Here is a 13212-nt window from a genome sequence, read left to right as displayed (position 1 = left end):
GGTAGAAAAGGAGTCGATTTAATTTATCGTATATTTTGGAAGTTAACTTGAGTCAAACAAAATTAGTTTTAGATATTAAGAATACAAGGACTAAAAAACATGAATTATTTATGTGATTAGCAGGAAATCTATAGAGTATGAGCTACAATAAGCTAACACCAGAGGAAGAGAGAATAATTGTAAATAAGGCAACGGAAGCTCCTTTCATTGGTAAGTATGACAATTTTTATGAAGATGGGATATTTATTTGTCGAAGATGCAATAATCCCCTCTTTTCATCCAAAAGTAAGTTTGACGCAGGATGTGGATGGCCAAGCTTTGATGAAAGTTTACAAAATGCATTAAAACGTATACCTGATGTCGATGGAATAAGAACAGAAATACAATGTGAAAATTGTGATGCGCATTTAGGACACGAATTCCTGGGAGAACATTTGACAGATAAAAACACTCGGGAATGTATCAATTCGTTATCCTTACATTTTGTTCCAAAGGGAAAAGAGTTGCCAAAAATAATAATTCGTGAGTAATAATAATGCTGCAATCACTATTGTCGCCGATGGCATAGTCATATATATCGGGCATACGATAACTTTATATGTAAACCTAAGTTTACTTAGCTCATGAACGTTGAAAATGACTTAGTCAAAGTTGCATTGGCGAGTGAAATTCCTCCTCGATCAATGAAACACGTCGACATTGATGGAAAAGAAATAGCTCTTGTTAATATTGATGGTCAGTTCTATGCAATTGAAGAGCGCTGTGGACATACGAATGCCCCTATGTCTTAGGGTCAGATCCGAGTTAATGGTGAAAAGAAAATAATATCTTGCCCATTGCAGTATGCCACATTCGATATCGTTACTGGTCAAAAGCTCAGCGACCCAATAATGTCCGGAATGGATACGAGTTCCTTACCAAAAAATATACAAGACTATTTCGCAAAAGCTGGAGAAATAATCTCCTTTGTTAGGACAAACAATATGCAAACGTACCAGATCATTAACGACAATAATGAACTAAAAGTCAAATTCACTCCGTAAGATCCTCCTATCATCAAAGCTCAAATTTTGTTGATCTAAACTTTTCACAAGCTTGTTGCTTAATTCGAGATTACGCCATTTATATATAATCAAGTTTATGTCTTAATACGAAAGTAAATAAAGCTAATTTGTCCCCCCATAAACGCAATAACATCATAGATACTTCGGTAAATAGCAATAACGGTAGTAGCTTTACTAAAGATATTTTTGATGTCGGTATAATAGGTGGAGGGTTTGGAGGTTTGTCTGCTGCGTTACTATTGGGAAGGTATCTTAGATCTGTTATAGTTTTTGATGTTTTAAAAGAAAGGAATTACAATATGCATGGCTATCTTGGATTTGAAAATTCATCTATAAAAGACGCGATTCAAAAATCCTGGTCAGATGTTTTAAAATACGAATCCGTCAAAAGAATAGAAGGCCAAGTTGAAACGGTAAAGAAAGTTACTGAGGAAGGTAGCGATATTTTCTTATTGTCGGCATCCATCCGAGCAAAAAAAGAAAATAATTCAATAGAAGAGATTATTCAAAAGAAAGTATTTAAAACAAGGTATGTAATTTTTGCAACAGGCGTTGAGCATCCAAAGCCTAAAATAAAGAACTTTAACAAATTTCTCGGAAATGGTATTTGGCACTGTCCACACTGCGATGGATTTGCATCTACAAATAAAAAACTTGTCATAATAGCTTCCAATAAGGATTATGCAGAAGCAATCGATTATGCCAAAGTTTTTCTCGGATGGACTAGAGATGTTACACTTTTCTTACAGGAATTAGAAAGCGATAAAGTGTATTATGGGAATCAAAAGAACAATCGTCTAACCGAAAAACAAAAGAATGAATTGACTTCGTTGGGAATTAATGTTATTGAAGATGAAATCATAACGGAAATCATTTACGATTCAAAGACGAATACCATAAATAGTGTACTAACTAATAGTAATCGTCATCATAAAGTTGATATCGTATTTTACCATTTCGGAATAGAAATTCAAAATGAAATTGCTCAAAAATTAGGATGCGAATTAGATACAGGTTATGTCAAGGTCAATGAGAAACAACAGACTACCATTGCTAATGTATATGCAGTCGGAGATATGGACACAGATAGACACTACGCTATCCTGGCCTCTGCGAGTGGGGCCACTGCGGCATTAGCAATTTATGAGGATCTATTAAGAGGCGCAATCTCAATAACTAGGAAAAACAACTCAAGCGGGTAGAGAGTGATGGAGATCGATTAAAGTTTGAGTATGATATTGTTTCACTAGTTTCAGAATCCTGTTTAAAATACCGAAATCAGTACGCATCATCACGGATGAGAACTGTTACTATCTAATAAATCTATTTAAATAACGAAATAATGATGCATTCTAAAAGTCAATACTTATGTTTAAAATAACTGAATATGAGTCTATTAGAGATACTATCTATCAAATTCTTTATTTTTTTTAGTCTTGTACCAACTTCAAGTTGTTTAAAGATGGAGATATTGCTGGAATTGATGCAACCGTAATAGTTGGTATCTTGATTTTAGCAGGTGTAACCACTATTAATCCAAATATACCTGATTAACTAGAATAGTTGAAGCATATACTATAACTTGGGAGATGATTTTACCATTTGCAATTTCGGCAGTATTCGCATTGGCTGGACGTGTAAAGAGTGCTAAAATCCTTACTGCTTCTGGTTTTATACTACTCCCCCTGATGTTATTCGCAGTACGGCAAGAAACCTACCCAAGATAAACTGCCATTTATCGTTTTTCGTTTTTCTCCTACCAAAAAATGACTACAGGCTGGACTACTAAATACTGACTAGAATTGCATAGTTGTAGATTGCATTCAAATCGTCTATTTGTATTAGAGCCCCACTACCACAAGGAGCTTGATCTCGCCCAGTCCATCGTCCTCTGTCCGATTGGAATGCCGGTGGAAATTCATGTTAAAATTGACAGATGTCTTGTTACCAAACCGCCATATTTTAGAACTAATTTCCTAAACCTATAACCTGACATAGTTAATCTATTTTCTGCTTAATATTGGTGAGTAGAATTTGATTTATTTCTGTTTTCATGATAGTTATAAAAACATTGTTAGACACTCAATATCAATGAAAAACATATTCAATGTTCTTGCCATCATGTTCACTATTAGTTTGATGGTGTTTTTGAATCCAGTCAACAGTAACATTAGTGCTCAACAAGGAAATGAGTCACTACCACCAGCCAGTCAACAGCCTTCGCCATTTGCAGAAGAACAACTTCAAAGAGCTCAAAATCAGACACAGTTAGCTCAGGAAGAAATTCAATCAAGTCAGGGAAATGAGTCACTACCACCAGCCAGTCAACAGCCTTCGCCATTTGCAGAAGAACAACTTCAAAGAGCTCAAAATCAGACACAGTTAGCTCAAGAGCAAGCACAAACCCTACAGAATATTAATTTAACGGGTCAGTGAAAAAACAATATCTGAAGTGCTTTGTACAATCTTCTTTTTTTATTATTAAAAGATAGGCAAGTCTGTAGATAACAATCTCAGTTCCTTTGAACATGTGTTTTGCAAGAAAAGTAGCGATTTACCCAAATATAAAAAAGGCATCAGAGGAAAAACAACAAAAGAAAAAGCGGAAAATATCATCAAGGACAGTATTCAAAGCTTTTTTGCCTTCTTGTTTGAAATGTGGAGTGCCTCAAGGAGAAGCGATAATTTCAAAACTTAATGAATATGAGTAGTTAATCTAATATTTCTATCATTTGACATTCAGATGTTATGTTAGTTCAGTTATTAAAGTAGACGATGCTGTAACTGTAAAATCAGTAACTATGCCTTTAAATTGAATGTAATGTTTACCAATAGTAAGTAATTCTAACTTTATCAAATAGCCCTATGAAACAGCTTCATTTTTAGTTCCAGCAGGCAAGCCTAGGTCATTACCTTCTGACATAGTAAAATTGTATAATGGGAGAGTGTTTTGTAGTTTTTCAAATCCTTTATCTTATTTCCAACTATACTCGCTTCCATAGATACGTGCTGATAAGGAGTTGCACGCTTTGCTAACTCCCACTCCGTTTTAGAAGATGGAATTGCAACATCATCACAGCTCCAGTTAATTATTGAAAACTACCAATGAATGGTTAAGGGAAAACATATGTCATAAATTAATATGTCTAGTATGCGATTTTATATTAAGGAATTTTTAGAAAAATGAATTCTAATCATATAACGCGAATTGATTTCACTAAATCGGTAGAGTATGATGATAAGGAGGATATTTATTATGTGAAATCAGTTACTACAGGAGAGAAATATAGGGTTAATAAATTAAAGGATAATAACCATTGGTTTTGCACATGTAAGGGATATTTGTATTCGGCTGGAAATCCCAAGAAATGCAAACATACACAAAGGATTAGAGTTATTGATCAGTTGTATAAAAAATATGCTGATAAGATTACAAACTTCGAATTGAGAGATAGATAATTGATCTAGAGTAATGCGAACATCTGAATATCTAACAATTTTTTCATAAAAAAATTCTGCATTGGTTATATGACTAAACCTTACAAAAGATCTATAGTTGACGTATGTTTTAGATAGGCATATTTTTTTACTAGATTCTATTCAATCTTGAAATGTATCCCCACGAATGAGAACTGTAACCATAATAAATTACTGTGAATCAAATTTTATAACAAGATAATTCTGTGAATGATAAAGGTATCTAAAGTTAAAAAAGATTATCATAAATCGATAATATGAAAGAGATTAAATGGATAAGGATAACGAGGAATGATGATGCAAAACAATGAGAAATTAGTAAAAGATTTCTATGATTCATTCAAAAATAGAGGTCAAGTTCATCGTAATTTTTGTCTCGATAATATCGAATGGATAACAATGGATGGAATGCCAAATGGCGGAAGATACGTAGGACTAGAATCGGTTTTTGAAGAGTATTTTCCTAAAATGTTGTCAAATTTTGAAGAATTTCATGCGAATCCAACTGAGTTTCTGTGTATTGATAATAAAGTGATTGTCTTTGGAATGTATTGCGGTCAAACAAAAATAGGCAAAAATTTTATTGTCCCTTTTTGTCATTTGTATACAATTAAAGATGACAAAATCTTCCAGTTCAAACAATATACAGATACCCAAATAATTCATGAAGCTATGACAGGTTAATTAGCTCCAATGTTTTGTATCATCAAGAAAAACCTGACCATACTTTTTCCCTATACTCGACTCTTCTTCATAGGAGACCTGTCCTTTAACTAGTAATTCACTGACTTTGAAAAAATAGAACTCAAGTTCGGGGGGGACTAATTACAATCGCATGCCCGCCTTTCGGACCTACTACAAATCGATGAGGAGTTTCCTTTGGAACAAAGATTGTATCTCCAGGCATACCTTCGATTGATTTTCCATCTAAAATGAAGCGATAATTTCCATCAATTATGTAAAAAGTTTCTGAACCTTTTGGATGTGTATGTAATGTTGGTCCTAAATTGGGTTGGTGAAATATTTCTAGAACAGTATGTTTATAGTCTGTTTCGGAGCTGAGAACCTTGATAGTAAACTTTGCACCATGAAAATCAAATGGTTTATCCTTCACAAGAACAATTCCAGATTTAAGAATTTATTCTTTTTTATTACATAGTAAATAATAAGCATCAAGTTAGTGAGTCCATTTGTAATTGTTGTGATAATATGGTAGATCTGAGACAAACACGACATTTGTAGCATACATATGTGAACATGTGAACTCCTTTATCCATATCCTTGTAGCTTAGTTTGTAATTTTTTTTCTATCTCATAAACTGTCTATGAATCTGTTGAACCATAAGTTTGTTCTTTTTATGAGCCATTTCTTTAAATGAAATCTTTTGTATGTTTTTACTCTATTCCTTTCCGCCTATCTTGTAATGAATGTGTTGAAAAAAATAATACATGTCGATATTTAGGAAATATGAGTTTTATTAGTGTTTTTAGCATTAACTATTGGTTAATCGGGACCACCTGTCTATCTTAAATGAGTATATTATTGACTAATCTGATATTGCCAGTTGACAACTATGTTATCTATTAGAAAGTTATCGGGTGAGTCTATATTCCTTAAAATCTGGATATTGTTTGGACCTGATTTCAGGATTCCATCATCCATTATTACAGTCAATGTTGCCCAATTTCCATCACCAATGTTGTCTAAGATACCTTGTGGACTAGTTACATTTTGTCCATTGATGTTTATTGTATGACCTTGGGAATAAGAATCCGAATATTTGGATCAAAAGATAACTTTGGCCTACAGGGTTGGGAGTATCAATTGTAAAGTTAAATGTATTGGATATGTCTCCTCTGAATGGAAAGCCTGGAGCAAAAATGTCATTCTTATTGTCTCCAAGATGCTGTTCGATGGGTACAGCTACAAAATTAGAAGCTTTCATTTGAGGGTTAGCCATCTCAGGACTTTGACCATATGCAATAAGTGATGGTGAAAATGATAATGATAATGATAAATGGCTTAAACCGAAAATTGCAATCAACATTAGAACCTTAATGAAAGTTGCCTTTGTTCTTGAACAGACTGTTTGTCGTTTTCTTAAATTATATAGCACACAAACTAATTATAATTAAAGTTTATAACAATGTAGTAGTTGATCGTAGTTTCTTTTCTACATTCTTTAACAAAAAGACATCTGTTTCCTCATTTTAATCTATGAAAGATATTTAATATAAAAATATGATATATATTACTAACATTAAGGAAATGTATATACAGTCAATAATCACATATTGTCCTATCCATTGTCCTATCCATTGTCCTATCCATTGTCCTATCCATTGTCCTATCCATATTTTTAATGTGTTTTCTAATTCTAATCCATGCTTGCCCGATCACCATTTTATTCATGAATATCCGCTAGTGTCTTCACAATAACTTTGAACATGATGAAAGAATTAATAAAAGCAATCAACGTGTAGAAGGAATTACTATTTTAAAGGACACTATAGAACCTCTCATTTTAGATATACGATCTCTGGCGAAAAATAGTCATTAGTTCGAAAAAAAATTTGAATAGATGGAATTTATTTAACCGGGCAGTTCCCAGTATGGATATTTCAATTAATTGTTGCTGTCATCGTTGTTGCTGTCATCGTTGTTGCTGTCATCGTTGTTGCTGTCATCGTTGTTGCTGTCATCGTTGTTGCTGTCATCGTTGTTGCTGTCATCGTTGTTGCTGTCATCGTTGTTGCTGTCATCGCCGATATATATTGGGGCAAAACAGTCTCTTATCTGTTGTTCAGTAGCGAATCCTGTAGTTCCAGCTTCACCATCTAGACAATTTTGAAAATCGTCATAATTCTGTCTATTTGAGTTGTTGTTATCACCACCACCACCGTTTGTTTGGTCTATAGTATTTGTTTGGTCTACAATATTATTTTGTGCAAAAGAGGCGTTTAACACATTACCTGATGAAAGTAACATTGCGGCCAAAGCGAATGAAATGCCAACAACCATGATTTTCTTAGTAGTCATTTGTAAATTCCATCGTTTAATAAACTATAAAAGGATAACAAAACGAAATGAGCATGGTTATACCAAATATTTTAATATTATCAATTGACGATACTTTTCAATAAATAGTGAAGTTACTGTATCGATGACTACGATTTAGTGATTTATTGTAAAATTGAAGTTAGAGTTATATCATAATTTTTGAATATCTGTCTCTAGATAAAAAACAAATACAATCGTCATTACTCTCAAACATTCAATTATTTAATGTGACTTGGTGTTTACCCAACACATATCAATTAATTATTTTGTCTAGTTTTATATAACTGTCTAGTAATTATATTCAATCTTGAATCATATTCCACAGTCCATCTAAAAATGTGACTATAAATTAAGGTTTAGATTCCACTCGTATTATCGTTATTACCCTTAGATCCTAAATATTATTCCGACATTACTAATTTCAATGTTAGGGTTTCTGTCGATCATATACCATCCAAAAAACTACATTCAACCTAACTTTCACCGAATTGAGGTTATACCAAATAGAATTCTAATACTCTGTTAAAAAGTATAAATATAATAAGGTAGGCAAACAAAAAATACAACTGATTATATTTTCAGGTAACCAAGGGACAGGATCAATAATCCCAAATTCTTAGTTATACGATTAATATGTTAGTGATAGAGTAATTATATATTGGATGGCCATAAATTTACTGACTGGTGTTTTTCTGGAAGCACTAAGATATTTGGTGGTAAACTTTCACTATATGAAAATAACGAAGGCACCTTGATTTTAAACGGAGATACTTTTCTTCTTGTTGAATATGTTGAATATAAAAAATTTCTAAACAAAAATCAGTCAAAGAATTATGTTTGTTTATGGGGGACTACATCTAGTATTTTATCAAATGATGTTATAACTATCGAAGGTTATGAAAATCCTAGACACCTTGATGATTACATTACCCTCAATATTACGGTACAAATTGTTTACCAGGAAGTCGTGTGTCAGGTTTTGCGACAAGGAATTAGTAAATCTAAAGCATCTAACGTCGCCCAGTATGAAATATCGTAGGAGTTGAATTAAAATTGTTGTTCTTATACATGATGTATTTCAATTCCTATGTTTTCATTTAGAATTTTTAGATCTACTGCTTTGGCACTTGCAAAGCTTTTATCGGCCAACATTTCCTTCGGACCCACCAATTGCCAATAGTGTATAGATTATCGACTCCTGGAACTTTTTTGTCGGGTCTGTACCATTAATCAATGAATTTGTCAATTTCGTATCATATAGAGATTTATCTATGCCAAGGCTATCTGCAAGGCTTTTAAAACGTCTTGTATGCATATTTTTCTAGTTTCATCATCTTCTAAACCAGTAGAAGGCCTTATTATTCCAGCTGCGGCATAACTGTGTCCACCACCATTCAATTTCTGTGCAATAAGATCGCATCTTATTTCTGAGCCTGATTTTCTTCTAACGCTTGTTTTTCCATCAGGTGAAAATAGAAATACGATATCCAAATCATCATACGATTTGTACACAATTTCTGAAAGTAATCCTTTTGATAATATCTTTGGAGACTCTATCACTCCTACTTTATATTTATGGATGAATGTTACCATAATTGATTTCAATGCCTCTTTTATTGCTAAATCTTTTAACGGCAGATATTTACTTTCGTATTCCTCTTGTAATCCATCATCCCAAAAGGTACCCTTTGAGGCTTTATTTATTATTGAATGTAACTTTCTATGATAATCTGGAAATGTTAAATAATATCTTACCATTTCTGGCAGCGGAAGCATGTTGTTTATTTCAGGCAGCCTAAAGTCCGATATATGAGCAAATTTTGCCATTCTTATACATGCAGTTCTTTTAATATCAAGTGTATCACAAACAAGTTCGGAAGCACATTTTTGTTCTTTCTCATTTGATAACACCACTGTTGCAAAAGATTGAATAAAGTCTTTTATTCCGGGCATCCAACTATGATGATCAATCCAAATGAAATCCCATCCACTGGTTCGTGCCTTGGTTCCAGCAGTTTTTATGATCGAGGCTTCTTCTTCATTATCGACTGATAAATCACTTATTATTATTGTACCTTGTTTTTTTGACCTTATAATATTAGTTTCTATTGTATTTGCGATACTAATAATATTTCTATATCCATAATTCGTAAGATAAACAAAAGTATCTGGAAAAGCGTTTTTTAATATAGCCCCACAGAATAAACCATCAATATCTTGTTGATGGGTAATAGATAGAATTCGCTTCTTCTTTAAATTTAACAATTCTCTACATTATATAATTACAACATAATTTTATAGCATATTCATTAATTTTTTTAGTACAAGGTATTAAACTTTAATACATAAGATGTTCGAGTGGTGTTGATCAATTTCTTATAAAGATAATATCATATCCATGGAAAGCAAGAATGCAGCAAAAAGCCTCCTAAAATTTGAGTCTACCGGAATTCACTGTTTAGTTATATATCGTGACTTAAATACATGTAGAGAATTTTATTCCTTTTATATTCAAAAAATAATTGATAATGAAGAAGAAATAGTTCAGATTGCACCTTTTTACGAAACAGGAGATTCTGTCAGATATACGCTTACTCATAGTCACCATAATAGAGCGAGGGATTTAAACAAGGTTGAAAAGGTTAATAAGAAAAGCTTGATTATTCTTGATTCCCTAGAAAAGTATCTTTCGCAATATGATACCAAGGATGAGTATGAAGCTATTCAACAACTTGTCAAGTATGCTAAAAGGCTAGGAAAGAAGCGAGTATCTATTTTAGGAGATAGTGGAGCATTCTTTTTTAAAAAGAAATTACAGCAATTGATTGAGTATGAGTTGTCGTTACCGACTCATTTTGAATATGATGTAAAGGGTATTTGTTTATATCATCAAAAGGACTTTGATATATTACCCGAGAAAGTTAGACAAAAGCTTGTAAATCATCATGAGAAAGCTATAATAATACGATAATTTAATTGACAACAAGGAACTAATAATTTAGAATTTTTTCTAGTATATCTTTAATATTTAGAATCTGACAATACTGAATATATCCTTCATTTGTAGTATGATCATATCAAGACAAGGTACCAATATCTACCTGTGTAGACACTTATATGATCAGTTATGCAATGATATGATATCATAAAAAATTTCAATTTATCCTAACTTATCATAGTCTACTACTGGAAGGTATTTCTCATAAATCCTTTGAATAAGACTGTCATCCCAAGAGTATTCCACAAGTAAAAGATATTGAATGGTAAGAACATATTCATGGTTATTGCCGTTAATTCATTGATATTGTTCATTCTTAATGTTTGCTCAGACAATATTGATCAACATTGCTTATAACATATTGATAAAAATTAACCTATTGTTCATTACGCCGTCTACAGAGAATTTCAATATAGAAATTATTATATATTGTTTTAAATCTATAACCGATTAAATTCATCACCAATTAGATTTAATTTACTTTAAATATATTAAAACCCTACTACCATAAAGAACTTAATTCCCATCATGTATGAGAACTGTCATTAATTATTAGCACAATAGGTAACTATGAAAACCTATACGAATATACACATATTGATGAATCGAGAAAAGTAGGTAGATTTCTTTCCCTTCTCTTTATCAACAGCATGATATTGTGGATAAGTATTCCTAATTAAAATTTAACAATTCTAGTAGTATTATATGATAATATTTTCAGAGATGATCTTTGTAAAATATTATTAAAGTTTTAAGTGAGTCAAAGTCGATAAGCCAAATGATGGTTGATCCATAAGGACACAAGGATTAGATAGTCTTCTTATAGTATTTTGGTTCATAATTCATGCAAAGTGAATATTTTCTATAGATGAAGGCAAAAAATTCTTACATATTACCTATACCTAGAGAAATGTTAGAGAGAATTGATAGACACTCTTCTCCTGCTCATGTCGGTAAGCTTCAGAATGCTGTAGATTTTATTGCTCCCAAAGGAACACCCGTTCTAGCAGCAGCAGACGGTGTTGTAACTCATATCAAGGATGACTCTAATGTTGGAGGTCCTGATGCATCATACTGGTTTTATACTAATTTTATTGCAATCAAACATTCAAATGGTGAATATTCTCGATATGATCACCTAGATTACAAGAGCTCTAAGGTCGAATTAAATCAAAAGGTTCATGCCGGTGAAGAGATATCCAAAGTTGGAATGACTGGTTTTACCTATGTTCCCCATCTACACTTTCAAGCGTTCGTGTTTACAGGATATAATATCTGGACAGATTTCGAAACATTAGAGATTGAGGATTTCAGAAATATTTTATTTTGATATAAATCCGCTTCTATTATTTACTATATCCCCACGGATAAGGACTGTTACCGGGGAATACTATGTGCTATTGACTGTTTGTTTTCATTGTTATTGTAGTAGTAGAATTTGAATTTCTAGGGCCTGTTGTAGTTGTAGGGTAGTGTTGGCAGCTTAATAGGAGTCGATATTATTTCGAGGCACTGTTGTTACTACTATTGAATTCTTGATAAATCGAATCTAAAGTATTTTCCGATATTATTATACACTGCTTTGTTTATTGAATTTGTGAGACTTTGGGTATTTACAACTTGGACACTGAGTAATAGAATAAAGCCTCTGAGATGAAACTAAAATTCATAGAGCGAAATGTTTATTATGGCATAAAAGATGGAAATGTCAAATTATCTGCGACAATCGGCTGAGATTGGATATGTACTTATCTGATGAGCCCAACTCTAAAATCATACCTTATCCATAAATCCATTCATGGAATTTCTTTCAGATTATATTCAAATCATTGTCGCGGCGATATATGCAATAGCATTATTTTATACTATTGTCACATTTCAGCGCTCGAAGAGAATAGATCAAATCACATCATTAGGTGATGTCATGAAAGAGTTACGAGATGTGGATCGGGAACTGGCAAAAATACCTTCAGGATCTAAATATGATGAAATTAGAAGTTCATGGCTTTCTCGCATGTTCAATAGCCTAGAATGGCTTTCGTTTATGATTAATGAAAAAATTATGACTGACAGGAAATTGGTTAAATACATCAAACCTATGATAATCAGCTATTACGATGACACCTTTCTGATATACGCGTCAGCAATTAAAAGAGATTCAGACAATTATCCACAATTTAAAAAACTCTATCAAGATGTAAAGAACAATTCTTGGTAAACAAATAGGCTTATGAGTACGGAGGAGGTATATTTCTATAATAGTAATTTAATCATCTACGGCAATAATTAAGTTATTAATAGCTTTGAATTGGCATTGGTCGTTTAAATATTCGTTACAGTTTACTTACCTATCATTGTTGATAAGAACCCGCTTGAGGGAAAACAGGTTTTAGTAGAATAGCAATTAGCAAGATTATTTTACTTCAACGTCTCTTTTTTTTGATTTTATCGTAGTATCTATAATTTATGTCTACTCGCAGTTCTCCTACATCTAATAGATTCACTGCCCATCAACTCATGCTACTTTTGATAAATTCCACATTTGTAATGAAACCACGACTACAGTGAACCTAATCCCCTAGAATAAATATATGCAACTAATGATAAAATAT

General features: G+C 32.5%; 17 protein-coding genes. 12 read left to right on the top strand and 5 right to left on the bottom strand.

Translation table 11 applies throughout. The annotated features are described in order from the left end of the window. Window positions 1-137 precede the first annotated feature (137 nt). The 8 genes from AB0A59_RS13110 to AB0A59_RS13075 all read left to right on the top strand — a co-directional run bounded on the left by AB0A59_RS13110 (window position 138) and on the right by AB0A59_RS13075 (window position 5225). On the top strand, window positions 138-530 hold the full coding sequence (locus AB0A59_RS13110) for a methionine-R-sulfoxide reductase (protein WP_458744451.1): 393 nt from the start codon (window positions 138-140) through the stop codon (window positions 528-530). A gap of 93 nt (window positions 531-623) precedes the next feature. Continuing rightward, entirely contained in the window at window positions 624-791 is a 168-nt protein-coding gene (locus AB0A59_RS13105) for a Rieske (2Fe-2S) protein (RefSeq protein ID WP_458744449.1), read from the top strand. Window positions 792-836: 45 nt separating this feature from the next. Next, a complete protein-coding gene (locus AB0A59_RS13100; protein ID WP_458744447.1) occupies window positions 837-1043 on the top strand; it encodes a hypothetical protein in 207 nt (68 codons plus the stop codon). A 128-nt stretch (window positions 1044-1171) separates the two neighbouring features. Further along, a complete protein-coding gene (locus tag AB0A59_RS13095) occupies window positions 1172-2266 on the top strand; it encodes an NAD(P)/FAD-dependent oxidoreductase (protein WP_458744446.1) in 1095 nt (364 codons plus the stop codon). A gap of 889 nt (window positions 2267-3155) precedes the next feature. Continuing rightward, complete coding sequence (locus AB0A59_RS13090) at window positions 3156-3500, top strand: hypothetical protein (protein WP_458744445.1); 345 nt, start codon at window positions 3156-3158, stop codon at window positions 3498-3500. Window positions 3501-3592: 92 nt separating this feature from the next. Then, the gene (locus tag AB0A59_RS13085; RefSeq protein ID WP_458744444.1) at window positions 3593-3775 is read left to right on the top strand and encodes a hypothetical protein; all 183 of its coding nucleotides are present in this window, start codon (window positions 3593-3595) and stop codon (window positions 3773-3775) included. Between the two features lie 472 nt (window positions 3776-4247). After that, window positions 4248-4523, top strand: a complete 276-nt coding sequence (locus AB0A59_RS13080) for a hypothetical protein (RefSeq protein ID WP_458744443.1) — start codon at window positions 4248-4250, stop codon at window positions 4521-4523. Window positions 4524-4832: 309 nt separating this feature from the next. Continuing rightward, entirely contained in the window at window positions 4833-5225 is a 393-nt protein-coding gene (locus AB0A59_RS13075; protein WP_458744442.1) for a nuclear transport factor 2 family protein, read from the top strand. A 121-nt stretch (window positions 5226-5346) separates the two neighbouring features. Here the strand turns inward: AB0A59_RS13075 and AB0A59_RS13070 are convergent, their stop codons facing one another. From AB0A59_RS13070 to AB0A59_RS13055, 4 genes are all read right to left on the bottom strand, one after another. Next, window positions 5347-5655 carry a cupin domain-containing protein gene (locus tag AB0A59_RS13070; protein ID WP_458744440.1) on the bottom strand — a complete coding sequence of 103 codons (309 nt, stop codon included), beginning with the start codon at window positions 5653-5655 and terminating at the stop codon, window positions 5347-5349. Window positions 5656-6081: 426 nt separating this feature from the next. Beyond that, the gene (locus AB0A59_RS13065) at window positions 6082-6252 is read right to left on the bottom strand and encodes a DUF7383 domain-containing protein (RefSeq protein ID WP_458747614.1); all 171 of its coding nucleotides are present in this window, start codon (window positions 6250-6252) and stop codon (window positions 6082-6084) included. Window positions 6253-6262: 10 nt separating this feature from the next. Further along, window positions 6263-6658, bottom strand: a complete 396-nt coding sequence (locus AB0A59_RS13060; RefSeq protein ID WP_458744438.1) for a hypothetical protein — start codon at window positions 6656-6658, stop codon at window positions 6263-6265. Window positions 6659-7167: 509 nt separating this feature from the next. Then, entirely contained in the window at window positions 7168-7581 is a 414-nt protein-coding gene (locus tag AB0A59_RS13055; RefSeq protein ID WP_458744437.1) for a hypothetical protein, read from the bottom strand. A gap of 679 nt (window positions 7582-8260) precedes the next feature. Here AB0A59_RS13055 and AB0A59_RS13050 point away from each other — a divergent pair. Continuing rightward, entirely contained in the window at window positions 8261-8641 is a 381-nt protein-coding gene (locus AB0A59_RS13050; RefSeq protein ID WP_458744436.1) for a hypothetical protein, read from the top strand. A 230-nt stretch (window positions 8642-8871) separates the two neighbouring features. Here AB0A59_RS13050 and AB0A59_RS13045 read toward each other — a convergent pair whose 3' ends face one another. Further along, the gene (locus AB0A59_RS13045; protein WP_458744434.1) at window positions 8872-9867 is read right to left on the bottom strand and encodes a hypothetical protein; all 996 of its coding nucleotides are present in this window, start codon (window positions 9865-9867) and stop codon (window positions 8872-8874) included. A 133-nt stretch (window positions 9868-10000) separates the two neighbouring features. Between AB0A59_RS13045 and AB0A59_RS13040 the strand changes: the two genes are divergently transcribed. The 3 genes from AB0A59_RS13040 (at window position 10001) to AB0A59_RS13030 (ending at window position 12818) form a co-directional block, all read left to right on the top strand. Next, the gene (locus AB0A59_RS13040; protein WP_458744433.1) at window positions 10001-10573 is read left to right on the top strand and encodes an MEDS domain-containing protein; all 573 of its coding nucleotides are present in this window, start codon (window positions 10001-10003) and stop codon (window positions 10571-10573) included. 895 nt (window positions 10574-11468) lie between these two features. Next, window positions 11469-11930: a M23 family metallopeptidase gene (locus AB0A59_RS13035; protein WP_458744432.1), complete on the top strand. Its 462-nt coding sequence runs from the start codon at window positions 11469-11471 to the stop codon at window positions 11928-11930. Window positions 11931-12398: 468 nt separating this feature from the next. Next, window positions 12399-12818, top strand: coding sequence for a hypothetical protein (locus AB0A59_RS13030; RefSeq protein ID WP_458744431.1), 420 nt, complete (start codon window positions 12399-12401; stop codon window positions 12816-12818). Window positions 12819-13212 lie beyond the last annotated feature (394 nt).

This window comes from Candidatus Nitrosocosmicus sp. T (genome assembly GCF_054408485.1).
This window is presented reverse-complemented; position numbering and strand designations above follow the sequence as displayed.

Bases quoted from the DNA above. Each gene is read 5' to 3' on its own strand.
- AB0A59_RS13110 (WP_458744451.1), top strand. From the start codon at position 138: ATGAGCTACAATAAGCTAACACCAGAGGAAGAGAGAATAATTGTAAAT.
- AB0A59_RS13105 (WP_458744449.1), top strand. From the start codon at position 624: ATGAACGTTGAAAATGACTTAGTCAAAGTTGCATTGGCGAGTGAAATT.
- AB0A59_RS13090 (WP_458744445.1), top strand. From the start codon at position 3,156: ATGAAAAACATATTCAATGTTCTTGCCATCATGTTCACTATTAGTTTG.
- AB0A59_RS13085 (WP_458744444.1), top strand. From the start codon at position 3,593: ATGTGTTTTGCAAGAAAAGTAGCGATTTACCCAAATATAAAAAAGGCA.
- AB0A59_RS13080 (WP_458744443.1), top strand. From the start codon at position 4,248: ATGAATTCTAATCATATAACGCGAATTGATTTCACTAAATCGGTAGAG.
- AB0A59_RS13075 (WP_458744442.1), top strand. From the start codon at position 4,833: ATGATGATGCAAAACAATGAGAAATTAGTAAAAGATTTCTATGATTCA.
- AB0A59_RS13055 (WP_458744437.1), bottom strand. From the start codon at position 7,581: ATGACTACTAAGAAAATCATGGTTGTTGGCATTTCATTCGCTTTGGCC.
- AB0A59_RS13040 (WP_458744433.1), top strand. From the start codon at position 10,001: ATGGAAAGCAAGAATGCAGCAAAAAGCCTCCTAAAATTTGAGTCTACC.
- AB0A59_RS13035 (WP_458744432.1), top strand. From the start codon at position 11,469: ATGAAGGCAAAAAATTCTTACATATTACCTATACCTAGAGAAATGTTA.
- AB0A59_RS13030 (WP_458744431.1), top strand. From the start codon at position 12,399: ATGGAATTTCTTTCAGATTATATTCAAATCATTGTCGCGGCGATATAT.